At 57.1% G+C, this 26,222-nt stretch carries 18 protein-coding genes; 14 read left to right on the forward strand and 4 right to left on the reverse strand.

What is annotated here, in order from left to right; genetic code table 11:
- Positions 1-172 precede the first annotated feature (172 nt).
- Positions 173-493 carry a metallophosphoesterase gene (locus QP503_RS07085; RefSeq protein WP_103633597.1) on the forward strand — a complete coding sequence of 107 codons (321 nt, stop codon included), beginning with the start codon at positions 173-175 and terminating at the stop codon, positions 491-493.
- A gap of 324 nt (positions 494-817) precedes the next feature.
- Here QP503_RS07085 and QP503_RS07090 read toward each other — a convergent pair whose 3' ends face one another.
- Positions 818-2,743, reverse strand: coding sequence for an Eco57I restriction-modification methylase domain-containing protein (locus QP503_RS07090; protein ID WP_103633598.1), 1,926 nt, complete (start codon positions 2,741-2,743; stop codon positions 818-820).
- Positions 2,744-3,212: 469 nt separating this feature from the next.
- Positions 3,213-4,508, reverse strand: coding sequence for an alpha-amylase family protein (locus QP503_RS07095; protein ID WP_103633599.1), 1,296 nt, complete (start codon positions 4,506-4,508; stop codon positions 3,213-3,215).
- Between the two features lie 180 nt (positions 4,509-4,688).
- Here QP503_RS07095 and QP503_RS07100 point away from each other — a divergent pair, with 180 nt between their 5' ends.
- The 3 genes from QP503_RS07100 to QP503_RS07110 all read left to right on the forward strand — a co-directional run bounded on the left by QP503_RS07100 (position 4,689) and on the right by QP503_RS07110 (position 7,249).
- Entirely contained in the window at positions 4,689-6,014 is a 1,326-nt protein-coding gene (locus QP503_RS07100; RefSeq protein ID WP_103633600.1) for an MFS transporter, read from the forward strand.
- 135 nt (positions 6,015-6,149) lie between these two features.
- Complete coding sequence (locus QP503_RS07105; RefSeq protein WP_257878494.1) at positions 6,150-6,980, forward strand: Sir2 family NAD-dependent protein deacetylase; 831 nt, start codon at positions 6,150-6,152, stop codon at positions 6,978-6,980.
- Positions 6,981-7,045: 65 nt separating this feature from the next.
- Positions 7,046-7,249, forward strand: a complete 204-nt coding sequence (locus QP503_RS07110) for a PRD domain-containing protein (protein WP_219811058.1) — start codon at positions 7,046-7,048, stop codon at positions 7,247-7,249.
- A 114-nt stretch (positions 7,250-7,363) separates the two neighbouring features.
- On the opposite strand, the gene pepN is transcribed toward QP503_RS07110, so the two are convergent.
- Both pepN and QP503_RS07120 read right to left on the reverse strand, forming a co-directional pair.
- A complete protein-coding gene (gene pepN / locus QP503_RS07115) occupies positions 7,364-9,919 on the reverse strand; it encodes an aminopeptidase N (protein ID WP_285069680.1) in 2,556 nt (851 codons plus the stop codon).
- A 182-nt stretch (positions 9,920-10,101) separates the two neighbouring features.
- Positions 10,102-12,153 (reverse strand): M13 family metallopeptidase, encoded by a 2,052-nt coding sequence (locus QP503_RS07120; protein WP_219585793.1) that lies wholly within the window; start codon positions 12,151-12,153, stop codon positions 10,102-10,104.
- Between the two features lie 326 nt (positions 12,154-12,479).
- Here QP503_RS07120 and glpA point away from each other — a divergent pair, with 326 nt between their 5' ends.
- The 10 genes from glpA to ndk all read left to right on the forward strand — a co-directional run bounded on the left by glpA (position 12,480) and on the right by ndk (position 26,171).
- The gene (gene glpA, locus QP503_RS07125; protein ID WP_179370436.1) at positions 12,480-14,111 is read left to right on the forward strand and encodes an anaerobic glycerol-3-phosphate dehydrogenase subunit GlpA; all 1,632 of its coding nucleotides are present in this window, start codon (positions 12,480-12,482) and stop codon (positions 14,109-14,111) included.
- A complete protein-coding gene (gene glpB, locus QP503_RS07130) occupies positions 14,108-15,358 on the forward strand; it encodes a glycerol-3-phosphate dehydrogenase subunit GlpB (RefSeq protein WP_103633604.1) in 1,251 nt (416 codons plus the stop codon). The genes glpA and glpB overlap by 4 nt, the downstream gene beginning before the upstream one ends.
- Before the next feature lie 11 nt (positions 15,359-15,369).
- Positions 15,370-16,608 (forward strand): anaerobic glycerol-3-phosphate dehydrogenase subunit C, encoded by a 1,239-nt coding sequence (locus QP503_RS07135; protein WP_103633642.1) that lies wholly within the window; start codon positions 15,370-15,372, stop codon positions 16,606-16,608.
- 145 nt (positions 16,609-16,753) lie between these two features.
- Positions 16,754-17,740 (forward strand): DUF4349 domain-containing protein, encoded by a 987-nt coding sequence (locus QP503_RS07140; protein ID WP_103633605.1) that lies wholly within the window; start codon positions 16,754-16,756, stop codon positions 17,738-17,740.
- 346 nt (positions 17,741-18,086) lie between these two features.
- Positions 18,087-21,365, forward strand: a complete 3,279-nt coding sequence (gene ileS, locus QP503_RS07145; RefSeq protein WP_103633606.1) for an isoleucine--tRNA ligase — start codon at positions 18,087-18,089, stop codon at positions 21,363-21,365.
- Positions 21,366-21,503: 138 nt separating this feature from the next.
- Entirely contained in the window at positions 21,504-23,171 is a 1,668-nt protein-coding gene (locus QP503_RS07150; protein WP_103633607.1) for a bifunctional folylpolyglutamate synthase/dihydrofolate synthase, read from the forward strand.
- Positions 23,172-23,266: 95 nt separating this feature from the next.
- Positions 23,267-24,259 (forward strand): dihydroxyacetone kinase subunit DhaK, encoded by a 993-nt coding sequence (gene dhaK, locus QP503_RS07155; RefSeq protein WP_103633608.1) that lies wholly within the window; start codon positions 23,267-23,269, stop codon positions 24,257-24,259.
- An 8-nt stretch (positions 24,260-24,267) separates the two neighbouring features.
- Complete coding sequence (dhaL, locus tag QP503_RS07160) at positions 24,268-24,900, forward strand: dihydroxyacetone kinase subunit DhaL (RefSeq protein WP_103633609.1); 633 nt, start codon at positions 24,268-24,270, stop codon at positions 24,898-24,900.
- Entirely contained in the window at positions 24,897-25,598 is a 702-nt protein-coding gene (dhaM, locus tag QP503_RS07165) for a dihydroxyacetone kinase phosphoryl donor subunit DhaM (RefSeq protein WP_103633610.1), read from the forward strand. Before dhaL ends, dhaM begins: the two co-directional genes overlap by 4 nt.
- Positions 25,599-25,718: 120 nt before the next feature.
- Positions 25,719-26,171 (forward strand): nucleoside-diphosphate kinase, encoded by a 453-nt coding sequence (gene ndk / locus QP503_RS07170; protein WP_101627233.1) that lies wholly within the window; start codon positions 25,719-25,721, stop codon positions 26,169-26,171.
- The last annotated feature ends 51 nt before the right edge of the window (positions 26,172-26,222 follow it).

Here is a 26,222-nt window from a genome sequence, read left to right on the forward strand (position 1 = left end):
TCTTCACGTCTTGCCAATCGGTTGCTACATGGTTGTCGTTAGCCTAAGAAGGTAGGTGCTAAGCATCATGAGATTGTGACTCGTGTGAGGAGTGGCGAAGGGAATCAGATATGTGATGTCCGATATTCACGGGCATCTCGATGCATGAGAAGATGCCCTTGCGCGTATTGGCTTGGGTGCTGACGACCAGTTGGTCTTCTTGGGTGACTACATTGATGGTGGTCTGCAGTCGCTTGAGGTTCTCGAACGGGCGATAGGTTTGGTTGACTCAGCTCCATATCAAGCGATCGCTCTTCCGGGTAATCATGAAGTCGACTTTATTGATTGGGCTCTGGTCTGTGACGACCCGTACACGTGGCCAAATGCGGACAAAGATCCGTTCGAACAAGTGGAAACGCTGGGAGTAATGCTTCGTGATGCGGTTGTCTCGACAACACAGACCATTGCTGAGGTTGCTGGATCAGCTGCCGTTGTTCTACAACTGCTACATTGATTGCGACGTCGAAAAAAACGGGGAGGCTCGGAATATTCACCACCTGAGGTGAGCTCTACGAGCTTTTCTCTAGGTGAGCAGTGTACGAATGGAGAGCACCTCAGGAGGACTGATGGGGCTCGAAACCCATCGTGGCTGACGTCGTCACCAGGGATGGTGAACGTACAGACCTTGATACGTCGAATGTCGTCATGACAAGGCATCTCCTTACCGCCGTCATTGTACTGAGCCATCGAGGCCACGGTGTGCCAGAGAGACAATGCGACAGGAGCTTTAGCGCGGCGAATCATATTGAGAAGCAGCGCAAAAGCAAAATTCAGATATTCATTCGCGTAAGCCCTCACATACTAAAGTACGAACAGGCATCTCCTGAGCCCGCTCGTTCACGAAAGCCTTTTCAGCTTCCGACAGCCCAAAGAAATCAGCCAAGTGCGAATCAATCACTGGAACTAAAGACCCCCAATCGATGCTCAAATCAGCCGGAGCCTTGCTCACCAAGTTCGGCACATTCGCCCACACCGCGCGCTTGTTATCCTGCGTCACCTTCAAAGACCCAAGAAGAAGCCTCGCGAACTTCGTATGCAAAAACGTCGCTAGTTCTTCAGCTTCCTTACGCGTCCCAAACGCGCCGATAGAAACGAATGACTGCGTATGAGCGAAACCAGGGGGCAACAGAACAGGAGGAGCAAGAACTTCACCCAACTTGCCTGTGCCATTCGACTTCGCCAGCGCAACTTTCCACGCATCCAAATTTGGATGATCGCGCACGTAACGACGATCAATAAACTTTACAAGCCGGCGATTATTCTGCCGGCCAAGTACTCCGATCATTCCTCTGTGGGCAACATCGTGAAAAATCTCAGGCAACACATCGAAACAATTCGTCGTCATATCAAACGAATGCCCCGCAGAAACACGTTCAATCGCCTGTGGATGCTCGACATGCAACACCGAAGTGAACCGGTAGCTCTCGGGAGCAAACACAATCTGATCAAGAAAACTGTCAGCGACCGCATGAACTCGAGCAACAATCGAACGCAACTCATGGTCAGGAATGAACGAGCCGATCGGGGTCAAAGAAACGTTCGTATCCCGTAGCGTGACAGCGATCCCGCCCTTCACTTCAGCAGCAGGAAAAACGCGTCGACTATCCGCCTCAAACAAAGACACGCTCACATGCGGGTCTGAAAGAACCTGACGATTCCACTTCTTCGAAGTCTTTCCAGCATTAAATAAGAAGCGAGCCGGCGTTACGAAACACGCCAGAGGAGACACCCTAAACGCAAAATCCATGAAGTCCGGGTAAATCTGACGATCGCTAGTGTCAGCCATCGCCTTCTGATACGGCGGATTGGCGACCGTAACGTCAAAGGAGTCAACAGGAGGAACAACATCCGCCCCAGACGGAGACTTCAACGTCAGCCCATCCATCTGCCAGACGTTTCGGGCAATTTCATGAGCTACTTCGGTCAGTTCGTCTGTGACAAGAGAACGCCCAAGCAGAGCCGATGTTGCTTCATCAAACGAAGCCAGAAGATTCAGGCGCGCAAGCAACAAAGAATCACCCTGAAGCTCGAATCCGAAGGTCGCCCTCAATGCGCGCAACGCCCAATTAAGCGTTGCGGCCTCGTCACCCAATGAAACGGGAATAGCTGCCAACTTGCGGTCTAAAAACCCAACGCGCCCACCAAGGCCAATCGGTTCGCCCGTCGTAGCGTCATATCGGCTGGTCAAATACGGAGCCTCCCCACACGCGATTTCAAGTACCCGACGATCCACGTAGTTTTCCCACGCTCTGTCAGACATATCGTTGAACGTGGGAAGCGTTGGTCGGAGCGGACGCAATATGCTGGCAGACGCATCCAGGATCGCATCATCACAAGGCTCGTGGACTCCAGACCACGCATGATCCACGACATCATTTTGAAAGTTCACCAGCCACGCCGGAGTGAAAATCTCAGCGCGTTCTTTCGTCCGAACAGCCTGAGCGTCACGCGCCTTCGTTGTGCGCGGAGTAATCAAGCCAGGATTCGCGTTCAAAACATCAAGGGTGATCTGCTGATCAGCATGGATTCCCAGATCCTCATAGTCTTGGGTCGCCCACACAATATTGCGCGAGAAGACACCAGTATTGCTACCGTCGGCGCCAGCAGGTGTGTCCGCGTCAGTGGAAGTCGCATAATCTCGAAGCAAAAGTGGCAGTAGATCAGCGAAACGCGCGGACAGGTCAAGGGCCTGCGAGCGTTGCATCGGATCACCTCACGAATTGGACGGGACTTCCCTCATAAGGCTACCTTCCGAGATACTGATGCGAACCACCTCTCCGCTTCAGAACGTTGTTGAGAGGAGACATCATGATCCAACGAATGGCCTCGGTCTTCCCCGGAATCTTTCTGCTGATTATCGTTCTTTCTGCTAATTATCGTTGCGACAATATCCAGCGTTGAAAGCGATGTCATTTTTCGGCCACATCCAGCATTGTGAGTGCTCTTGATTGTCTCGCCAGCAGATCTCATCTGGTCTTTAACTTCAATTCGGCAGCTACGACCGAGTACTTCCATGTTGTCACGCGTCGGAACACGCTGGGGCGACCGATTAGTGTTCTTGACGCCAGATTGTGTCTATGTGCGTGACGCGTGTGGCAGTTCTTGCAACTTCGAACGCCAAGGATTTTCAGGGGGCTGGTGTAGAGCTCGTCAATCCTTGGGACTAAGAACAGCTATTTCTGCCAGAGTGTGTGCCCGGCCTCGTCCAGGATGAGGGCGTGAGCGGTTCCGGCCTCGTCGATTGACAAATGGACATCCACGAAGGTGGAATCATCGCCTGGGGCGCATGAGCGGTAGGAGTAGCTCGTGTTAGCGACAGTGACGGTTGTTGTGAGTGCACGGGTCAGCCACGGACGCTTTCTACGTAGCCAGACCAGCGACCTCAATGCCTGGTAGGTTGTGTGCCCAAACCCTAGCAATTCGCCGGGAGATGCGGGCAGGGGAGGACGCACCGCGTCATCGCCGAACTGGCGGTCTTCTTTCACCCCCGTGAAGCCCTGCTCATCGCCGTAGTAGATCGACGGTGTACCACCCAGCGTCATGATGATCGCCTGCGCCACCAGTCCGCCATCGGCGCCAAGCAGAGACGAGATGCGCGTCGTGTCATGATTGCCCACGAACGTCTGCGGAACGAACGTCTCTAAGAATTCGCCGTGGCGTTTCAGCGTCCAATCGAGCTCAAAGAAATTCTTATCCGTGATCGACGACCACATTGCCTTCCACAATTCGTACTGCGTGACCGTATCAACGTGGGCATCCCCAACGAACGCGGGGTAGTCACCGTGAATGACTTCGCCGAGGAAGAAAGTATCGGGGTGCGAGGCCCGGACTCGGTCGCACACGTCTGCCCAGAACTCAGTTGGAACGGAATATGCTGCATCAAGTCGCCACCCATCGATGCCACGGGCACACCAATACTCCATTACCTGCTGAACAAAATCCTTGACGCACGCGTTCGTGTGGTCGAAGCGCACGAGGTCCTGGTTCCCTTCAAAGAACCAGGGGTAGGGGCCACCGTCGGACTCCCAATCAATGTGGAATAGGGGAGCATCAGGGGAATTGGGCGTTCCGAAAACGGGATCCTTGCCGGCTTCAAGAACCGCGCGCAGAGGCTGATACTGGTCGCTGACGTGCGAAAATACGCCATCGAGCATGATGTTCATTCCGTGAGCATGGCATGCCTCAACCAGCGCGTCGAAGTCTTCGACACTGCCCAGACGCGGATCGATACGGAAATAGTCGAGCGTGTCGTATCCGTGCGTCGCCGAATCAAAGATCGGGCCGAGTAGCAGTCCCGTCGCACCAAGCTCGGCGGCATAATCCAACCAGTTGATCAACATTCGCAGGCGCGGGGTTTCTGTCCGATCACCGTCGCGAATCGGCGCGCCACACGCTCCCAGCGGGTACACGTGCCACCATATGGAATCTGCTCCGGGCGTGCGATCAGAGGGTGAAACGCTGTGGGTCATAGGCAAACTGTAGCCCGTGACGCAGGGGAATCGAGGTGGAACACAAGGTGGAGCACAAACGGACAGTGCGGGTGCAGGCGTGACCTGATTGTGCGCACGCTGAACTTTAAGGGTGCGACTGTGACCAAGCAATCGCGGGCAAGTTTGCGCGCCCACAACGCACAATGCGACCCTGGATGTATGAGTTCTTCTGAGCGCGACATGACCGCCAGACCCGAAGGCGTATCTTCGTCGACTGGTGTGAAGCCACGGCGCGTTTCCACACTGTCGACCGTGATGGCGCTGGTTGCTGTCCTCACGATCTCACCCTCGATGCGCGTCGGAGCAACATCGCTCGGGCCTGTCCTGACTGGTGTCCAATCCACTTTTGGAGTGGGAGCGATGGCGGTTGGTCTGCTCTCCGCGTTGCCGTGTATTGTCTTTGCTCTCATTGGCGTACTGGCAGTTCCACTGTCAAAGCGCTTCGGACTGACGTGCGTCGTAACCGTCGCAATGGCCGTGACAACCATCGGCTTGGGTGTGCGTCCCCTCGTGTCGAACTACTGGGCGTTCCTCCTGCTCAGTGTTGCTGGACTTGCTGGTCCCGCCGTCGCTAATGTCATCGTGCCAGCGTGGATCAAACTGCACAAAGCTGGTCGCACGGTTCTGCTTCTGACGGTCTACGGTAGCGTTCTCCCGCTGGGTGGCGCGGCGGGTTCCTTCCTCAGCGCGCCGATTGGGGGGCCTGATTCATCCGGCTGGCGAACCGCGCTGTTCATCTGGGCACCGTGTGCACTGTTGGCAGTGTTCGTCTGGCTTCTCGTCTGGAAGAGTGTCGGTCGAGACACTCCGCCACTCGCTCACTCTTCTGGGCCCGTACCTGAGTCTTCTACGCTGCTGACAGGGGACGAGGCCCCCCAGTCGTCATCGCCCTCAGCTACCAACAGGCGGAGCCTGATGACGTCACCAACCGCCGTGGCGTTGATGGTCGCGTTTGGCCTTCAATCTTTGAATGCCTATGTTCAATTTGGTCAGCTTCCAACGATTCTCACAATGGTGGGAGTCGACCGAACAAGCGCAGCTGCGATGGTCGCAGCCATCAACCTGTGGACACTTGTTGGTGGCTTGATTATGCCGAAGATCGTTGACTCGGTGAAGAACTTGCCTCTTGTCTCTCTGCTCTTCGGGGTGCTGACTGCTTCCGGTTATCTCGGCCTCTTGCTTGCTCCAACCTTCTCTCCCTGGCTGTGGGTGACGCTGCTGTCGATCGGCGGCTTCATGTTCCCGCTCTGCGTCACTCTGATCCCTGCGCGCGCTCGCACTGCATCGATGACCGCGCGCCTGTCGGGTATGACTCAGCCTGGCGCATATATTGTCGCAGCATTCGGTCCGATCATTGTTGGCATGGTGCTTCAAGCAACCGATTCGACTACTCCTGTTCTGATCTTCCTGACGATCATGGCTCTCTTGATGGGCATCATTGGCATGCGAGCATCCGCTCCCGTATTCGTTGACGACGAAGTGTAAGAGCAGGCGGCCTCGTACCTGAACGGTGGCCGAATGACGCAAAAGTGGCTGGCATTTGCATCCGCCCAATCTCATAACGCACCAACATGCCACTCCTGATGGTGGTACAACGGAGAAAAGTGTTCGCGGGGAGGAATGACGATGCAAGGAAGCGTCGAAGAAGCAATCGACATTGCGCGCGGTGGTCGAATTCTGGCGGTGACTGGCGCGGGAATGTCCACCGACTCGTCCCTGCCGGATTATCGAGGCACCGGCTCAACCCCTACAACCCCAGTTGATGTCGACATGTTTACGTCCGACCCCGTGTGGTATCGCTGGCTCTGGTATCGCAATGAAGCGACGTGGAAAATCCTCGAAAACTGCCAGCCCAACGATGGGCATCGGGCGCTTGCCACGATGGAAGCATCCGGACATCTGCTGGGCGTCTCCACGCAGAACGTCGACCGGCTGGACGCGCGCGCTGGAACGCGTAACGTCTGGGAGCTCCACGGACGTTACGACACGGTTGAATGCCTGAGCTGTGGATCCGTCACGCCCCGCGCAGCATTGTCCGTGCGGTTGCGTGCGTTGAATCCGGACCTCGTCGAAGAAACCGATCCCGCGCACGTCGATATCACCCCCGATGCCCGTCGCGACTTAGCCGAAGTCTGCACGTTCACTCCCGTGTACTGTGAACGCTGTGGCGGAATGCTGAAGCCGTCCATCGTCATGTTCGGCGAAGGGCTGCCCGAGTCCGCGTTCGGTCCATCCCTCGATATGGCCGCGTCGTGCAATGTTGTGTTGGTCGCGGGCACGTCACTCGCCGTCTCCACCGGCTTGTGGGTTGTTCACGAGGCCATGCGTGCAGGTGCTGCCCTGATCGTAGTGAATAGGGGAGTGACAGCCGTGGATCGCTTCGCCGACGTTCGGATTGAGGCAGGCACGTCTGAGGTACTACCTCAGATTGCTAGTGCGCTCGCCGGCTGAACATATCGAGGCGTGGCAGGTTGCCCACGTTGTGCGCGGTTGAAGAACATCTCAGGTGTGACAGGGTGAAGGTAGCTGCTCGTTCTCTCGAGCACCACATGCGTGCAGTCGTTCAATCAATCGTTGACTCATATCCGAAAGAAAACACGTGTGCGAAGACAATCGCAGCACTGGTCGAGCTGAGACTCGGTTCTTCTTTGTCGACCGATGAGATCGCGTACCTGACACTTCATTGTGCACGCTTGTCGATGCCGACTCCGGCTCAGTGACGATGCTACGAAGCTGAGGCGACGTATTCTGCGCTAGTCATCACGAGGTGCAGAGTGGAAGGGGCCCCGAACCGTAACGGTTCGGGGCCCCTTCCTTCAGCTTAGAGACCTGAATCAGACGTCAGCCTTCTGAGCTTCAATCTGGCGGCGAGCAACGTCAACGCGCTCGCGGATGATGCGAACCAGAGCAGCGGACACCTCGGTGTGCGACGCGATCCACTCTTGACCGGCAGCGACGATGTCCACGCCTTCGGCGTAGCCAGCAATGTCGGTCGGGAACATGAGGATCGCGATGTCCTCAGCAGTGTGGAATGTATTCTCTGCCCACACGCGTTCGATCAGGTTGAAGTAGTCGGCAACGAACTGAGTGTACAGAGCCGGGTTTGTGCGAGCCTGCGTCCAGAAGCCGGAAACCATAGCCCAGCGAGTGTCATTCGGGATCGACAGATCCGTCATGACCGCGTCGAAGACGTTGCGCTTGACGGTTGCGTCTTCCACGGCTGCGCGAGCACATGCTGCGTTCTGGTGGCCGGTCATCGTGCCATCTTCAGCTTCGAGAGCCACGATCTCTGCTTCGCCGGCAAGACCCAGGCGAACCAGTGCGATCAGCAGTACCCAACGGCAATCAAGGTCAAGATCGAGGCCTTCAAGAACCTTTTCACCTGCGAAGATTGCTCGGAGTTGCTCGCCTTGCTCGGCGGTGGTAGCACCGTGAGCGGCTGCGCGGATCAGTATGTTTTGTTCGTCTGATGCCGGAGCAGCTGCAACAGCAAGGTCCAGAAGTGCGCCACCAACTTTTTCGAGGGCAGCCTGACGCTCGGCCGGAGCAACAAAGGTACGAACTGCTTCTTCGATGTGACGGATCGTCAGCTGGAGCATCGACATATTCGTCTCACCCGGGATCGCCGCAAGAGCAAGATCCAAGTAGGAGCGTGCCGACATCTCACCATCGCGGGTCATATCCCATGCGGACGCCATGATGACGCCACGGGTCAGCGAATCGGTGATCGACGCAATGTTCTTTGTTGCGAACTCGAGGGACTCGGCGTCCATGCGGATCTTCGCGTATGCCAGGTCACCGTCGTTCAGCAGAATCAGCTGGGGACGAGCAAGGCCAGAGGCAGCAGGAACAACGGTGCGTGCGCCGTCAACATCGAGCTCTTGCCGGAAGACCTGCTTCAAAGAACCATCTTCAGTGGCCGAGTAACCGGCGACGGCCATGCGGTGCGGGCGCAACGAGGAACCTTCAGAGAAGGATTCCTGCACAACAGCGAGTTCGGAGATTGTGCCGTTGTCGTCGACGTTGATTTCGGGGCGGAGCAGGGTCACGCCTGCTTCTTCCAGCCAGACCTTCGACCATGCCTTGAGGTCACGGCCTGAAGCCTTCTCGAGTTCACCCAGAAGGTCGGTGAGCGTCGCGTTCGCGTAGGAATGAGCGGTCAGGTATTCGTGCAGACCGGTGAAGAATCCTTCGCGGCCAACGTAGGACACCAGCTGACGCAGAACGGATGCACCTTTTGCGTAGGTAATACCATCGAAGTTCACCTCAACGTCCGCGAGGTCACGGATTTCAGCTTTAATCGGATGAGTCGTGGGCAGCTGATCCTGCTTCAAGCCCCAGTCCTTGCGGAGCATGAAGCCTGTCCATGCATCGGTGAACTCGGTGCCCTCAGTGAGAGCCAGGTGGCTCATGAACTCAGCGAAGGATTCGTTCAGCCAGAGGTCGTTCCACCATTTCATCGTCACCAGGTCGCCGAACCACATGTGGGCGAGCTCGTGAAGAATCGTGTTGGCTCGGGTCTCAAGCTGAGCAGCAGTCGGGCGAGTACGGAACACGTAGGAATCGCGGAAGGTCACGCAGCCCGCGTTCTCCATTGCGCCAGCGTTGTATTCAGGAACGAAGATCTGATCGTACTTCGTGAAGGGGTAGGCGATGCCGTACTGCTTCTCGAAGAAAGCGAAGCCCTTGCGGGTCGTGTCAATGATGCGATCAGTGTCGAGGTGCTCGACCAGCGACGCGCGAGAGTACACGCCCAGATCAATTGTGCGACCGTCAGAGGACACCAGTGAATCGGTAACGCCTTTGTACGGGCCAGCAATAATCGCGGTGATGTACGTCGACATCTTTTCAGTTTCAGCGAAACGGTAGATCCACGTCGTGCCATCAACCTCGGGCTTAGGAGTCGGAGCATTCGAGAACACCAGCCAGCCAGCGGGAGCGCTGACGGTCAGAGCGAAGGTTGCCTTCAGATCAGGCTGCTCGAAGGTCGTGTAGACGCGGCGAGCATCCGGAACCTCAAACTGGGAGTAGCAGTAGTCTTCGCCGTCAGCCGGATCGGTGAAACGGTGCAGGCCTTCGCCGGTGTGCATGTACTGGCAGTCAGCTTCAACTTCAAGAACGTTGTGCTTAGCCAAATCGTCCAGCGCGATGCGGTGGTCAGTGTGAGCCTCGGTGGGGATTTCCTGACCATTCAGACGAATCGAACGGACGTTGTTTGAAACTAAGTCAGCGAAGGTCGAGGCGCCGGCGGTCGCATCGAACTCGATGCGCGTCGTGGAACCAAAATCAGTGGCGCCACGCGTCAGATCCAGCGTGATGTCGTAGTGGTGAACGGACAGGATCTCCGCGCGTGTCGCTGCTTCTTCGCGGGTAAGGTTCAATCCCGGCATGATGCCCTTTCAATTCAGAGGAACGTAAACAAAGAAATACTTGATCCTATCTTTTCACTGAACGACCTTTGACGCACATTTGACAATGAAAAAGCAAGCATGACCCGCCAGAGTGATCAGTCGTGAACGGGGAATAGTCCCAGACCGATGGCTGTTCGCCACGGTAGAAATGAAGCGGAGTTTTACCAGATGTGAACACGCTGTGAGGGATCAAGCCACATGTGATCGCCCTGACAGACATCGAAGGCCTCGTGGAACTGATCCATATTGCGTGCAATCTGATTGCATCTAAACTCTGCGGGCGAGTGAGGATCGATCGCCAGCATCTGCAGAGCAAACTCTGGGCGTGACGCGGTTCGCCACGCTCGTGCCCACGCGTAGAAGAAGCGTTGGGCTCCGCTCAGACCATCAATCACCGGGGCAGAATCAATAGTTAAGCCTTGTTCACTCAACGTGGCAACCCACGCATTCCATGCAATCGTCAGACCAGCAAGGTCGCCAATATTCTCGCCCAGGGTCAGTGCACCATTCACCGTTGGAACAGGTGAAGACTCTTCTTCCACCTGCGTATCTTCGCCGGCATCCAGATCATAGACCGCAAGTTGAGCCAAATCTAGGGGAGTGAGTGTGTCGTACTGTTCGACCAGTTTGCTCGTGATCTGCTCGAAGAGCTCGCGGTCGGTGTCACTCCACCAGTTTTCAAGGTTGCCCTGAGCGTCATACCGTGAGCCCTGGTCATCGAAGCCGTGCCCGATCTCGTGTCCGATAACTGCGCCGATTGCACCAAAGTTCACTGCATCGTCAGCTTCGGGATCGAAGAACGGTGGTTGCAAGATCGCGGCAGGGAAGACGATTTCATTCATCGCAGGGTGGTAATAAGCGTTCACCGTCTGAGGAGTCATCAGCCACTCGTCGCGGTCGACTGGCTCATCGAGCTTACGTAGTTCTCGCGTGGTCTCGAACTGGTAGGCCTTTGTCACGGCGTCAACCAGAGAATCACCCTGTTCAATGACGAGCCCCGACATGTCGCGCCACTTCGGTGGATACCCAATCTTCGGGCGGAAGGTTGCGAGCTTTTCAAGCGCCCGCTTCTTTGTCTCTTCGCCCATCCAGTCACATGTAGTGATTGCTTCGCCGTAGGCATTCAATAGCCCTTCGACCAACTGATCCATGCGTTCCTTGGACTCTGGCGGGAAGTGTCGTGACACCCAGATGCGCCCCAGCGATTCGCCGGCAACAGATTCAACGAGGCCGAGTGCACGCTTCCAACGAGGTCGCAGTTCCTGTGTGCCTGACAAGGTACGGCCATAGAAATCAAAGTTTTCTTCGACAAACTCCGAAGAAAGCAGACCGATCCGCGCATCCAGTACGGAGAGCTTTGACCAGATCTTCAGATCCTCGATCGGAGTCTGGCCCCAAATCTGCGCCGATCCGGCAAAGAAATCGGGTTGAGACACGCTGATCTGGGCCTCGTCCCCGATCTGCCAACCCAGGCCGCGCGCCCACGCATCCCAATTGAACCCAGGCGCACTGGCAACAAATTCGCGCCACGTCATCTGGTTATCAGACAGGAGGGGATTGCGGTTATCCACGGCACTGCGGTGATGCGAAGCAAAACGCGTTTCGAGATCCATAATCAGGCGCGCAACCCGGGCAGAGTTTTCACCAATACCGGCCAACGATGCGAGTTTCTCGAGGTGAGAAACGTAGGCATCGCGGATGGGTGCATATGAATCTTCGCGATAGTAGGCCTCGTCCGGAAGACCTATTCCGCCTTGGACAAAGGTCATAATGCGCGCATCGGAATTATGCGGATGCGTACCGCTGTAGGCCCCAAAGAAAGAATCGGCGCCACCGGCCATCAACGTGCCAGTCAATTCATCAAGTTCTTCGCGCGTAGTTACGTGATCGATGGCCTCGAAGAAGGGAAACAGGGGAGTAATGCCTGCTTCCTCAATCGCGTTTTCATCCATAAATGCACCCCAGAGGGTAGCAATAAGAGTGGCGTCCGTGTCATCAAGAGTGCCGGCAAGAGCATCGTTGCAAATATCCCGACCACGTTCTTCGGAAAGATCACGCAACGCGTGGAAAGCGCCGTCGATCGGCCGGTCAGCGGGGATTTCATGCGTTGCAATCCAGTGTCCATTGACGTGACGATAAAAATCGTCCTGCGCACGGACGTTGGAATCGATGTTTGCGGTTTCTAGGACTCGCGCCAGAATCTTTTCGCTCATGCGCTAACTGTATGGCAGAGCATGTAGATATCGCTTTGCGAAAACAGGGGAGTGGTCGGAGGGGCCATGTGCCCCCCAGCTCTTTCCTGGCAGATCCGAGTGCGAATTCCGAATCATTCGTTATGTGAAAATCTGTCATTTCACACCTGAAAAGCGCAGGTTTCCGGCGTTTCTCTACGAATGGAAAATGAGGTACGCCTAAGTTGTGAACATTTGTGCATAGGGGTTGAACAATGCAATCAAATGAGGGGAGGCAAGGCACTATTGAAGAGGCGAAGGGGCTAGCTGTGTGCAAGCCCGAAGCGAAAATGTGAAGGGAACGAATGGTGAAGACGATCAACACTGACGTTGTCGTCATTGGCGGTGGTTCCACCGGAGCCGGTGTCGTCCGTGACGTTGCAATGCGAGGGTTTAGAACCGTCCTCGTTGAACGATTCGACATCGCACAAGGTACCTCTGGCCGCTTCCATGGACTGCTCCACTCTGGTGGACGCTACATCGCGTCCGACCCCGAGTCAGCAACCGAGTGTGCAGAAGAAAACGAAATCGTTAAGCGCATCAACTCAAACGCAGTTGAAGCAACCGGTGGCCTGTTCGTGGTTACCTCGCAAGACGACGAAGAATACGCAGATAAATTCCTCGAGCGCGCTGCCGCGGCAAAAGTGCCGGCACAGGAAATCAGCGTCGCCGAGGCACTGAAGCGTGAGCCTCGTCTTGACCCCAAGCTCAAGCGTGCATTCGAGGTCCTCGACGGCTCCGTCGACGGCTGGCAGATGGTCTGGGGCGCAATCCGTTCCGCAGAGGCTTACGGCGCACAGGTGATGACCTACAACAAGGTCACAAAGATCGAACGCGAAGGTGACCGCATCAGCGCAGTCATCGTCCACAACGTTCGCACCGGCGAAGACACTCGCATCGAATGTCAGTTCGTTTTGAACTGTGGTGGCCCCTGGGCCGGTCAGATTGCCGCGATGGCTGACTGTCACGGCGTTGACGTCGTCCCCGGCGCCGGCATCATGATTGCAATGAACTTCCGCCTGACCCAGACGGTGCTCAACCGCTGCATCTGGCCAGCCGACGGCGACATCATCGTTCCTGACCACCCGGTGTGCATCATCGGCACGACGGACCTCAAGGCAGACGACCCGGACAAGCTGACGATCCCCGCCGATCAGGTTCAGCAGATGTTCGATGCTGGCGAAGCAATGGTTCCCGGCTTCCGCAAGGCTCGCGCGGTTCACGCGTGGGCAGGTGCCCGACCGCTGGTCAAGGATTCGCGTGTTGCAGCAACCGACACGCGCCACATGGCTCGTGGCATGTCGGTCATCGACCATAATTCGCGTGACGGCGTCTACGGCATGCTTACCATCGCCGGTGGCAAGCTCACGACCTACCGTCTGATGGCAGAGCGCATCGTCGACATCATGTGTGAAGAAATGGGCGAGAAACGCGAGTGCAAGACCGCCGGTGAAGCAGTCCCGACCGCATCGCCGAAGCTCTACACCATCGGCCACCGCCTACACGACATCGAGCACAAGAACGCGGCCCCCAGCCACGATCAGATCATCTGCGAATGCGAACTGGTCACCCGCAAGATGCTCGAAGACACAATGGATGCTTTGCCGGGCGGTCAGCTTGATGACGTTCGTCGTCAGGTTCGCCTCGGCATGGGCCCCTGCCAGGGTGGCTTCTGCTCCCAGCGTGCAACCGGTATCGCTCACGAACGTGGAGATATCGATTCCGAGAAGGCAAACGAACTGTTCAAGACCTTCTTGAAGAACCGTTGGATTGGTCTATGGCCGATCACCTACGGCAAGCAGCTACGTCAGGCAGCGCTTGATAACTGGATTCATGAAGGCATGCTCGATGTCGAGCATCTGCCGATGGCGCAAGGCGAGCCTGGCGAGGAATTTGTCTTTCCTGCATCAGCTTCCGAGAATAAGGAGGACGCCCGATGAGAGACGCCGTTGTTATTGGCGCTGGCCTTGCCGGTCTTACCGCAGCTCTTTATCTTGCTCGCGGTGGCGCTTCGGTCACGGTTGTAACGAAGGGGCTTGGCGGTTTGCAGCTTGGCCAGGGCACCGTCGATATTCTCGGATACTCCGAGTCTCGCGTGGATGCTCCGATCGCTCAGATCTCCGAGCACATTTCCTCGCGTCCGACGCACCCGTACACGCACTTCACTCCCGAGTTCATTGCTCACAGCGCGAACTGGTTGAAGGATGTCCTGGGTCCTGACCTTTTGGTTGGCGATCCCGAAAAGAACGTTGTGCTTCCGACCGCGATCGGTGCGCTCCGTCCGACGAGCCTGTACCAGCCCTCGATGGAAGCGGGTATTCCTGCAGACGGAGCCTCGTACCTGATCGTCGGTCTGCGTCGACTGAAGGATTTCTACCCGACCCTCGCTGCCGAAAACCTCTCGCGCCAGACCACACCGAATGGCGAACCGATCAAGGCGCGTTCGTTGATCGTCGACGTCGAGATGCGTGCAGACGAGGCCGATACGACCGGTACGAACCATGCGCGCACATTGGATCGAGTCGAGAAGCGCACCAAGCTGGTTGAGGCCATCAAGCCTCACGTTCGCGAAGGTGAAATCATCGGCCTTCCCGCCGTGCTTGGTCTCGATGACCTGAACGCCTGGAAAGACATTGCTGACCAGCTCGGACACAAGGTCTTCGAGATCCCGATGCAACCGCCATCAATCCCCGGTATGCGTATGAACCAGGTCCTGACCGCTTTAGTGAAGGCTGAAGCGCGCTTCATTCTCGGGTCTGCCGTGAAGGGCATCGAAACTGACGGCCAGAATGTCACCGCCGTGACGATCGGGACCGCCGGTCACTCGACGCGCATCGAAACGAAGAATGTCATCCTCGCTGGTGGCGGTTTCGAATCCGGCGCACTCGATATGGATTCCTACGGGAAGGTCACCGAAACGATCCTCGGCCTGCCGGTTCTCGGCGCTGAGGGCCAGCTTCTCCACGGTGACTTCTGGGGTAGCGACCAGCCGATCTTCCTCGCCGGCCTTGACGTTGACGATGAGATGCACCCGCTGGACGCAGCCAAGAAGCCCGTCTACACCAACGTTTACGCAGCCGGCGGAAACCTGGCTGGCGCAACCCGTTGGCGCGAAAAGTCAGGTGAAGGCATTGCCCTTGCCTCCGCACTCCGCGCCGCCGATTCGATCCTTGGGAGCCTGAAGTGACCATCGAAGAAATGAACGTACTGTCCCTGACCGACGAAGACTTCGGTCTGCGCTCCACCCTCGACTCCTGCGTCAAGTGCACGATCTGTGAAACCCAGTGTCCGGTCATGCGCGTGACCGATCTGTTCCCGGGCCCGAAGTACTCCGGCCCGCAGGCAGAGCGCTACCGCAAGGCAGGGCAGATCGTCGATTCGTCGATCGATTACTGCTCGTCGTGCGGCACTTGCACGCTGGTCTGTCCGCAGGGCGTGAAGGTCACCGAGATGATCCACCACGCTCGCACCGACATGAAGAAGGAAAAGGGCATTCCGCTTCGCGATCACCTGATTGGTCGTACCGGTTTCATCGGTACCGTCATGACCCCGGTTGCTCCGATCGCGAACTGGGCGCTCGATGTGAAGCCGATCCGTATTGCCATGGAAAAAGTCATCGGCGTTCACCGCAGCGCACCGATGCCGAAGGCCGCCGGTCGCACCTTCGAAGGCTGGTTCAAGAAGCACACGCCGCTGGAAGGTTCTGGCCGCAAGGGCCAGGTCATCTTCTTCCACGGTTGCGCAGGCCAGTACTTCGAGGTCGAAACGTCGATCCACTCGGTCCAGGTTCTCGAGTACCTCGGGTACGAGGTTCTGGTTCCGCCACACGGCTGCTGTGGTTTGGCATTGCAGTCGAACGGCCTGTACGACGAGTCCCGCAAGTACGTCTCGAAGCTGACAAACGATCTGCGCAAGGCCAATCGCAACGCGCCGATTATCTCCGCTTCCGGTTCGTGTGCGGGCATGCTCCGCCATGAGGCAAACGAGATCCTCGAGATGGATACTCCGGAGCTGAAGGACGTGGGCTCGCGTATGTGGGACATTTGCGAATTCCTCATGCACCTGCACGAAAAGGGCGAGTTGGATCTGAACTTCCAGCCGATGGACATCACCATCCCTTACCATGCACCGTGCCAGCTGAAGTCTCAGGGTCTCGGCCTTCCGGCCGTCGAACTGATGGAACTGATCCCCGGTGTGAAGGTCAAGGAATCGAACCAGCCTTGTTGCGGTATTGCTGGTACCTACGGCATGAAAAAGGAAAAGTACGACATTGCCCAGGCAGTCGGAAAGCCTGTCTTCGACTTCATCAAGCAGGTCAACGTTGAACTGGCCGCGTGCGACACGGAAACGTGCCGTTGGCAGTTGCGCACCGCAACGGGTGCGAACGTTGTTCACCCGATCTGGCTGATCCACAAGGCGTACGGCTTGCATAGCTGAACGTTGAATACAGGCGAGTGAGGCGGTGCGAACCCACGTGGTTCGCACCGCCTCACTGCAATCAGGGCTTAATTTCCTTCAGATACGGCACCGTTTCTTCGTAGCGACGATACGATGAAAGACCACACGACGCTAAGGAGGAGTCATGCCCCCCCGTTTTGTCCGATCCTCGCAGACAACGCGAAAGCCATTAGTCGCCACCGCCCTTGTAGCGATAACAAGTCTGCTTTTAGCCGGTTGCGCAAGCTCAACGATGAGTTCTGACTCCAGTGGGGCGCCCGTGGGTCAGAATTACGAGTATGGCACCTCTTCGAGCGAGGCGAGTAACTCAGACTCTGACTCTTCGTATGACTCGAACAGAGAATCGCAAGGAACAACGGTTGAAGCTCAAGTGATCGTCACCGGTAATATGAGCCTCGATGTTGCTGATCCCGCTGAAGCGTTAGCTCATGCCTCCACTATCGTCACTGAAGCGGGTGGCTCAGTTGCTCATTCTTCCCTGAAGGGAGAATCGGATTCACCGTGGGGCAACGCAACATTCAAGATCCCAGCAAATAGCTTCGAAGAAACTCGTCAGAAGCTTGCAGAATTGGGGAAGGTCACTGATCAATCGACTGATACTGCCGATGCGGGGGCTGAAGTCGCTGACCTTGACGCTCGCATCACAGCGTTGAAAGCATCCATCGCCCGCCTTACCACTTTGATCGATCAGGCAGAGACTACATCGGATCTCTTGGAAGCAGAACGCGAACTCACAAGTCGTCAGGAAGAACTCGACAGTCTGAAAGCGCAGCGCGCCTGGTATTCCGACCAAGTGTCGTATTCAACTCTTGAGGTTTCTTTCCATTCGACAGCGATCACTCCGGTTCCCTCAAGCTCGGCATGGGAAGAATCCTGGCAGGCGTTCTCTCAGGGAATCGCAGGACTTGTGTATGGACTGATCATGTTCGTCCCGTGGCTTATCGTGATTATTCCGATCACGCTATTTTTCGTGTGGCTATATCGCCGTAGAAGGGCTCGCCGGCGCGCGCGAGGGGAGGCAACGCCTACCATGTCTACGGAAACTGAGCCCGAGGCTCAGGGGGATCCCGTTGCTCAGGCAACGAATACGCTGGTCGCACGCAACATGTGACCGGGCAGACTAACCGCTGATGTTGAACTCTCGCCGGAGGGATGTGAGGGACAAGCCACGTGGGCTGGCTCGGCTCTCAGTCGTAATTTCAGCTACGATAAACACCAACGTTGATCCGGCCTGCGCTACACGGCGCGGGGTATCACCGGGGAGTTTTCGGAAGAACCGGGCGCGCTCGCAGTGCGCCCACAGTAGAACCGAACGGGTGAGCCCGTTACAGCGAATAAAAGAAGCGGCTTTGCTCCTGCGGCGCGCACGCATCGGGGTGGTAGAGCAAGCGGGGTGGTACCGCGGGTCCCAGTGAAGCTGGTCCTCGTCCCTGTGAATCGAACAGACGAGGACAACAATGACGAAGCACGGCTTTTACCCGCGTCACCGCGACAACGAGGTGGACGCAAGCCCGTCCTTCCCGCAGATGGAAGGCGAAACCCTGGCCTTTTGGGCCGATAACGATACCTTCCGTAAGTCCATTGAGGCGCGCCCTGCTGGCGAAGGCGGTCAGAACGAGTTCGTGTTCTACGACGGCCCACCCTTTGCCAACGGACTTCCGCACTACGGTCACCTTCTGACCGGCTACGTCAAGGACGTTGTTGGTCGCTACCAGACAATGCTCGGCCACCGCGTTGAACGCCGTTTCGGCTGGGACACGCACGGTCTGCCCGCTGAACTCGAGGCGCAGCGTATCCTCGGCATCGAAGATGTCACTGAGATCACCCGCGAAGGTGGCCTCGGCATCGAGAAGTTCAACGAGGCCTGCCGTTCGTCTGTTCTTCGTTACACGAACGAGTGGGAAGACTATGTCACCCGCCAGGCTCGCTGGGTTGACTTCTCCGACGACTACAAGACGCTCGACCCGAACTACATGGAGTCGGTCATCTGGGCATTCAAGACTCTCTATGACAAGGATCTTGCCTACCAGGGCCACCGCGTTCTGCCGTACTGCTGGCACGACCGTACCCCGCTGTCCAACCATGAGCTCAAGATGGATGACGATGTCTACCAGGATCGTCAAGACAACACGGTCACCGTTGGTATGCGCCTCGAAGAGCCTCTTGTTGAGGGCTCTGACAAGGGTGAACTGGTCCTGATCTGGACTACGACCCCGTGGACCTTGCCGTCGAACGAAGCTGTCGCCGTTGGCCCGACCATCGACTACGTGGTCGTGCGCGTTCCGGCTGACCTCGAGTCCCCGGTTGCCGGCCAGGATGTCGTTGTCGCTCAGGGGCGTCTTGGCGCATACGCGAAGGAACTGGGCGAAGAACCGCAGATCGTGAAGACCTTCAAGGGGAGCGAGCTTGCGGGCAAGCATTACTTCCCGATCTTCGACTATTTCGACAACGCCGATCACCGCGCCAAGGGTGCGGCTCCCGGCCCGGACGGCTGGACGATCATCCCCGGCGATTACGTGTCGACGGAAGACGGCACCGGCCTGGTCCACATCGCACCCGCATTCGGTGAAGACGACATGTTCGTCTGCCAGGAACGCGGAATCCTACCGGTCATCCCGGTGGATGAAGGCGGTTGCTTCACGTCTGAAGTTCCCGACTACCAGGGCATGCAGGTGTTCGATGCGAATAAGCCGATCACCGTTGACCTGCGCGATGGTACTGGTCCGCTGGCCCGCGTTCCCGAAGAAAAGCGTGCCGTTCTGGTTCAGCAGAAGTCGTATGTTCACTCCTACCCGCACTGCTGGCGTTGCCGTAAGCCGCTGATCTACAAGGCTGTGTCCTCGTGGTTCGTGCGCGTCAGCGCTATCCGTGATCGCATGGTCGAACTCAACCAAGAGATCACCTGGGTTCCTGAGCACACCAAAGACGGCATCTTCGGAAACTGGCTTGCCGGCGCTCGCGACTGGTCGATCTCGCGTAACCGCTTCTGGGGTGCGCCGATCCCGGTCTGGCGTTCAGATGACCCGAACTACCCGCGTGAAGACGTCTACGGTTCTTTTAAGGAACTTGAGCGCGACTTCGGCGTGAAGGTGGATAACCTGCACCGCCCGTTCATCGATCAGCTGGTTCGCCCGAACCCGGATGATCCGACGGGCAAGTCGATGATGCGCCGTATCCCGGACGTTCTCGACTGCTGGTTCGAGTCTGGTTCTATGCCGTACGCGCAGGTTCACTACCCGTTCGAGAACCAGGAATGGTTCGAGTCGCACTACCCGGGCGACTTCATCGTCGAGTACATCGGCCAGACGCGTGGCTGGTTTTACACCCTGCACGTCCTGGCGACCGCTCTGTTCGACCGCCCGGCGTTCACGAACGTTGTCTCGCATGGCATCGTTCTGGGTGATGACGGCCGCAAGATGAGCAAGTCCCTGCGCAACTATCCGGACGTCAACGGCGTGTTCGACACCTACGGTTCGGATGCGATGCGTTGGTTCCTCATGAGCTCGCCTGTCGTCCGCGGTGGCAACCTCATAGTGACCGACACGGGTATCCGTGACACGGTTCGCCAGGTGCTACTGCCGATCTGGAATACCTACTACTTCTTCACTCTGTACGCGGGGGCAGCGAATGGGGGCAAGGGGTACGAGGCCACGGCCTGGGACCTCAACGACAAAGCGGTGGTTTCCAGCTTGTCGAAGATGGACCGCTACCTGCTGGCACGCACGCGCTCGCTCGCAGCCGATGTCAAGGCTGACTTGGATTGGTATGACATCGCGAAGGCATGCGAGCACGTCCGCGATTACCTGGATGTTCTGACGAACTGGTACGTGCGTACTCAGCGCCAGCGTTTCTGGGAGGAGGATTCGGCTGCGTTCAACACGCTGTACACCGCTCTTGTCCGTCTGTCTGAGATTGCAGCTCCGTTACTCCCGTTGCTCAGCGAGGAAATCTGGCGCGGTCTGACCGGTGGTGAGTCTGTCCACCTGGTTGACTTCCCGGTGATCTCGGATCTGGTTGCTGACGACGCACTGGTGTCCGCAATGGACGAGGTCCGCGACGTTGTGTCGACGGCACACGCCCTGCGTAAGAACCATCACCTGCGCGTTCGTCAGCCACTTGCCGGCATGACGATCGTCTCTGAGCAGGCGGGTGCGCTCGGCCAGTTCGCTGACCTTGTTGCATCCGAGGTCAACGTCAAGGACGTTCGCTTCCGAACGCCGGAAGAATCCGGTTTGCGTGCGAACATCGAACTGTCGCTGAACCCGCGCGCCTTTGCTCCCGAGCTCCGTAAGCTGACGTCTTTGCTGTTCAAGGCGCAGAAGTCGGGCGAGTGGACCGTGAACGAAGACGGTAGCTGTGTTTTTGCGACCGTCCAGCTTAATGGCCAGCCGGTTGTTCTGACCGGCGAGCAGTTCTTAGTGGCCACCACCGTGGACGCTGAAGAAGGCCAGGCGGCGGACGTCATGAGCAATGGCACGGTGGTCCTGCTTGATACAGAGCTGACCGCGGAGCTGGAAGCTGAAGGCTACGCACGTGACGTGATCCGCGCCGTGCAGGATGAGCGTAAGAACGCCGGCCTGCATATTGCTGACCGCATCACGCTGAACCTCGTTGTTCCTACTGATCGCGTGGACGCCGTGAACGCGCACACTGAAATGATCGCCCACGAAACGCTCGCCCTTCAGGTGAACGTGGAAGCCGGCGAGAAGCTCACGGTGAGCGTCGCAAAGCACTGATCATTTGATCGCGTGACTCGGGGCTGGGATCACATCACTACGAAGTGCTCCCAGCCCCGAACCGTATAAAATAGGCGGGTCGCTTTTTAACTGCGCGCACTTTCGATGCGCCGGGCAACATGTGCTCTGGAGGCCCTCATGTCGAACGATCACTCCGCATTCTTTGGCGATAGCGAGGAAGAAGCGGTTGCAGGCTCAATCCCTGCGGATCTGATTCCCTACCTTGAAGCGGCTGACGAGCCCGATGAGGTGGCATTGACTGACGTAACGGATCACGGGCAAGATGCCGAAGAGGCTGAACTGCAAACTGCTCTGCGGAACCTCGTCGAATCCTCCTTGCTACTTGGCCCCGATCCTTCGATTCTCGCAGAACTGGAAGGCGATATCGACGAAGACTTTGCCGACGACGCCGAGGCAGCGCGCGCAGAACACGAAGAAGCTCTCGCGAAGGCTGCAGATTCGGTTGAGCTGGATGCTACGGTGGCTCAGATCTACGAATCAATCGTCGAGCGCGCACCCGAACACGACATTGAGCCGAGCTTGGATCGCATCCGGATGCTGCTCGATATCCTGGGCGATCCGCAGAATACATTCCCGACCGTGCACATTACGGGTACGAACGGCAAGACATCGACCGCACGCATGATCGATGCGGTGCTGACTGCGTTCGGCGTGCGCGTCGGACGATTTACGTCTCCGCATTTGATTGATGTGCGTGAGCGAATAAGTATCGAAGGCATACCAATTTCCCGCGAAGCCTTTATCGCAGCCTGGAACGATATCGCGCCCTACGTCGAGATGGTCGACACGAAGTCGGTTGCTGCCGGAGGAGTACGCCTGTCGTTTTTTGAGGTCTTTACTGCTCTAGCGTTGGCAGCGTTTGCGGACCACCCGGTCGATGCTGGCGTCATCGAGGTCGGCATGGGTGGAACGTGGGATGCCACGAACCTCATTGAGGCCGGCGTTTCTGTGATCATGCCGATCGATCTGGATCATACGAAGTGGCTGGGCTCCACGATCCGTGAAATCGCAGAAGAAAAGGCCGGGATTATCAAGCCCGGTCAGATTGTCGTGATCGCCGAGCAACCCGAAGAAGCACTAGAGGTCCTATTGGACCGCGCCCGCGAAGTTGATGCGATCGTCCGCCTTGAAGGCCGAGACTTCGAGCTCCTTGATCGCCAGATGGGCGTTGGTGGTCAGCTGGTTACTGTCCGCACTCCTTCCGCCACCTATACTGACGTTTTCGTTCCGCTCTTTGGCGAGCATCAGGCCCACAACGCGGCGGCAGCTCTGGTTGGAGTCGAAGCGTTCATGGGCGGTCGCGCCTTGGATGCGAAGATCGTCGAAAATGGCATGATGACGGCGACTTCACCGGGACGCCTGCAGGTTGTGCGCACATCCCCGACAATTCTTGTCGACGCTGCACATAATCCCGCAGGTGCTCGCGTCCTTGCCGATGCTCTTGACGATTCCTTCGCATTCGCTCACGTTGTCGGCGTCTATTCGGCGATGGGAGACAAGGACATCGAGTCCGTTCTGGCCGAAATGGAACCGCATCTGGATTCGATTGTCATCACCGAAATGCCCGGCGAACGTGCTGCGAATATCCAACAATTGCGCGAAATTGCAATCGATGTCTTTGGTGAAGACAGGGTGGAAGTACGCGACAATCTTGGCGAAGCGGTCGACCGTGCGGCGACCCTTGCTGAAGTCACCACTGACCCCGCAGACAAATGCGGCGTGGTCGTCTTTGGCTCGGTCGTTCTTGCAGGCCACATGCTTGATCTTGCTGGCATTCGTCCATAGAGGTCAGTGAGCCGTCTTTTTGCTAGTCGAGTAGCAAAAGTCGTGGCACCATAGTCCCAGAGCATGACCGCTCTGTTTTGATGCAAGGAGGCACGATGAAGAAGCTGGTCAATGACGTCCACAACGTCGTCAAGGAAACCCTCGAAGGGTTTGCTCTGGCGCATGCGGATATGGTGGAGGTTCACCTCGATCCCGATTTCGTTACCCGCGCAACCCCGAAGGATAACGGCAAGGTCGGTCTGGTTTCCGGTGGTGGCTCTGGTCACGAACCGTTGCACGCAGGCTTTGTCGGCCTGGGCATGCTGGATGCTGCCGTTCCTGGCGCCGTTTTCACGTCCCCGACCCCGGATCCGATCCTCGAAGCCACAAAGGCTGCCGATCGCGGTGCAGGCGTCCTGCACATCGTGAAGAACTATACCGGCGACGTCCTCAACTTCGAGACCGCCGCCGAAATGGCTGAAATGGAAGACATCGAGGTCCGTTCCGTTGTCGTCAATGATGACGTCGCGGTCGAAGACTCGCTGTACACCGCAGGCCGTCGTGGTGTTGCCGGCACCGTCTTTGTTGAGAAGCTTGCCGGTGCAGCCGCAGAACGTGGCGACGACCTTGACAAGGTCACCGAAATCGCTCAGCGTGTGAACGACGAGATGCGTTCCATGGGCCTCGCACTTGGCCCGTGCACGGTTCCTCACGCAGGCACCCCCTCCTTCGATCTTGGCGAAGACGAGATCGAGCTCGGCATCGGTATCCACGGTGAACCCGGTTACCGTCGTGGCAAGATGGAAACCGCTGACGCACTGGTGGAAGAGCTCTATATCAAGGTTCGTGATGACCTGAAGCTTGAAAAGGGCCAGCGTGTGATCACCCTGGTCAACGGAATGGGTGGCACACCTTCGTCCGAGCTCTACATTTGCCATCGTCGACTGGCTCAGCTGCTGGAAGCAGACGGCATTAAGATTGCTCGCACAATGGTGGGCAACTACGTGACCAGCCTTGAAATGCCTGGCGTTTCTGTCTCCCTGCTCCGCGTGGATGACGAAATGCTTGAACTGTTCGATGCGCCGGTGGCAACACCGGCATGGAAGTGAGGGACTAGATGGCGCTAGATACTGCATGGGCAATGCGCTGGATTGCGCTTACTCGCGTAGAGATTGGTGCTCAGCGTGAATACTTGATCGATCTGGACCGCCAGATCGGCGATGGTGATCATGGTGAGAACCTCGATCGTGGGTTCGGCAAGGTCATGGAAGCCTTCGAAGCAACGCCTCCGACTAGCGTTCAGGACTGCCTGAAGATCGTTGCGAAGACTCTGATGTCGACGGTCGGTGGGGCTGCTGGTCCTCTGTACGGAACAGCTTTTCTGCGCGCAGCAAAGGTTGCTGTCGACGAACCTCTGACCGCTGAAGCTGTTGCTGCCCTGATCGGCGGTGCTCTCGCTGGCATTCAGGCTCGTGGCAAGGCAGAGCGTGGCGAGAAGACCATGGTCGATGCCTGGGGTCCGGCGTATGACGCAGCTAAGGCTGCTGCAGAATCTGGCGCCACACCTGAACAGGTTCTGGCGGTTGCTTCCGAGGCCGCTCATAAGGGTGCTCTTGCCACTGAACCTCTTCAGGCAACCAAGGGTCGTGCTTCCTACCTGGGAGAGCGTTCCAAGGGACATCTTGATCCGGGTGCTATGTCGTCCGCGATCATCCTTGCGAAGGCGCTTGAAGCAGCTGAGGAGGAATGATGGCGCGCGTTGCATTTGTCATCGCAAGCCATTCGGATCTTCTGGCTCGTGGCGTAGTCGAACTTGCCCGGCAGATGGCTCCCGAGGTTTTCTTCCAAGCCGCGGGTGGTACTGATGAGGGCGGGATCGGTACATCCTTCGACAAGATTGATGCTGCTGTCAGCGCCTGCCTCGATGAGGTTGGCGATGGCGATGGTGCAGGTGTCTTGATCCTGACAGATCTTGGTTCAGCCACGATGACGGTTGAATCGGTTCTGGATTTTGCTGACGATCCCGATCATCTGAAGTTCATTGAAGCTCCGCTTGTTGAGGGTGCTGTCGCGGCTGCGGTGCGCGCTCAATTGGGTGATTGCCTGAATGACGTTGCCGATGCTGCGCGTAATGCGATCGGACCAATGATCGAGCTTCACTCTATGCATCAGGATCGCCAGACTTCTTCAGCTCCAACCGATGGTGTCACGGACACGGCAGTTGTTGCTGATCCGGTTGGTCTGCATGCTCGTCCGGCAGCTCTTCTGGCTCGTCTTGCAGCCACATTTGATGCCGAGATTCTTGTGAATGGAACAGATGCCGCTTCCGTTCTTGAAATCATGGCTCTCGGTGTGAAGCAGGGCGAAACGGTTGAACTGCGGGCTACTGGTCCGCAGGCAGCTGAGAGCATTGTTGCTCTCAAAGAGATGATCGAAAACGTTTCGTGATGCGGTGTGGCTGTGGTGGATATTCATCCGAGTACCGCCACAGCCACGTCGTGTGAACGATGATGCGATCATCGGTTACGATATTGATTCCTTGAACAACGTGTAATGAAAGGAGGGCGAATGCCAACTCCTGATCTGCTCGACCCGAATAAGGAACACACTCTGATCCTGGTCAAGCCCGATGGGTTTGCTCGCGGTCTGACTGGAGAGGTTCTGCGTCGCATCGAAGCGAAGGGCTATGTCCTGAAGGGCCTGAAGATTAAGAAGGCCTCTAGGGAACTCCTTGAAGAGCACTACGCGGAGCACCGTGAGCAACACTTTTTTAACGGAATGGTTGATTTCATGAGCTCGGGCCCGCTCGTTGCCATCGTGGTTGAAGGTGACCGCGTGATTGAGGGTATGCGTATTCTCATGGGCACAACAAACCCGACCTTGGCTGCTCCTGGAACTATTCGTGGCGATCTTGGACGCGACTGGGGTTCGAACCACGTGGAGAACGTTGTTCACGGTTCAGATTCCCCGACTTCTGCTGAGCGTGAGATCGCACTGTGGTTCCCTGAACTGTGTTGCTGAGACTATCTTGTATGAGCGTGAACCTGTCCGAGGAGCACGCATGACATTATG

The sequence above is a fragment of the Pauljensenia sp. UMB0895 genome (genome assembly GCF_030218905.1).
Taxonomy (GTDB): Bacteria; Actinomycetota; Actinomycetes; order Actinomycetales; family Actinomycetaceae; genus Pauljensenia; species Pauljensenia turicensis_A.

What these genes read in the sequence shown, in the direction of transcription:
- QP503_RS07090 (WP_103633598.1), bottom strand. Translation starts at nt 2,743, where the DNA reads ATGCAACGCTCGCAGGCCCTTGACCTGTCCGCGCGTTTCGCTGATCTA.
- QP503_RS07095 (WP_103633599.1), bottom strand. Translation starts at nt 4,508, where the DNA reads ATGACCCACAGCGTTTCACCCTCTGATCGCACGCCCGGAGCAGATTCC.
- QP503_RS07100 (WP_103633600.1), top strand. Translation starts at nt 4,689, where the DNA reads ATGAGTTCTTCTGAGCGCGACATGACCGCCAGACCCGAAGGCGTATCT.
- QP503_RS07105 (WP_257878494.1), top strand. Translation starts at nt 6,150, where the DNA reads ATGACGATGCAAGGAAGCGTCGAAGAAGCAATCGACATTGCGCGCGGT.
- pepN (WP_285069680.1), bottom strand. Translation starts at nt 9,919, where the DNA reads ATGCCGGGATTGAACCTTACCCGCGAAGAAGCAGCGACACGCGCGGAG.
- QP503_RS07120 (WP_219585793.1), bottom strand. Translation starts at nt 12,153, where the DNA reads ATGAGCGAAAAGATTCTGGCGCGAGTCCTAGAAACCGCAAACATCGAT.
- glpB (WP_103633604.1), top strand. Translation starts at nt 14,108, where the DNA reads ATGAGAGACGCCGTTGTTATTGGCGCTGGCCTTGCCGGTCTTACCGCA.
- QP503_RS07135 (WP_103633642.1), top strand. Translation starts at nt 15,370, where the DNA reads ATGAACGTACTGTCCCTGACCGACGAAGACTTCGGTCTGCGCTCCACC.
- QP503_RS07140 (WP_103633605.1), top strand. Translation starts at nt 16,754, where the DNA reads ATGCCCCCCCGTTTTGTCCGATCCTCGCAGACAACGCGAAAGCCATTA.
- ileS (WP_103633606.1), top strand. Translation starts at nt 18,087, where the DNA reads ATGACGAAGCACGGCTTTTACCCGCGTCACCGCGACAACGAGGTGGAC.
- QP503_RS07150 (WP_103633607.1), top strand. Translation starts at nt 21,504, where the DNA reads ATGTCGAACGATCACTCCGCATTCTTTGGCGATAGCGAGGAAGAAGCG.
- dhaK (WP_103633608.1), top strand. Translation starts at nt 23,267, where the DNA reads ATGAAGAAGCTGGTCAATGACGTCCACAACGTCGTCAAGGAAACCCTC.
- dhaL (WP_103633609.1), top strand. Translation starts at nt 24,268, where the DNA reads ATGGCGCTAGATACTGCATGGGCAATGCGCTGGATTGCGCTTACTCGC.
- dhaM (WP_103633610.1), top strand. Translation starts at nt 24,897, where the DNA reads ATGATGGCGCGCGTTGCATTTGTCATCGCAAGCCATTCGGATCTTCTG.
- ndk (WP_101627233.1), top strand. Translation starts at nt 25,719, where the DNA reads ATGCCAACTCCTGATCTGCTCGACCCGAATAAGGAACACACTCTGATC.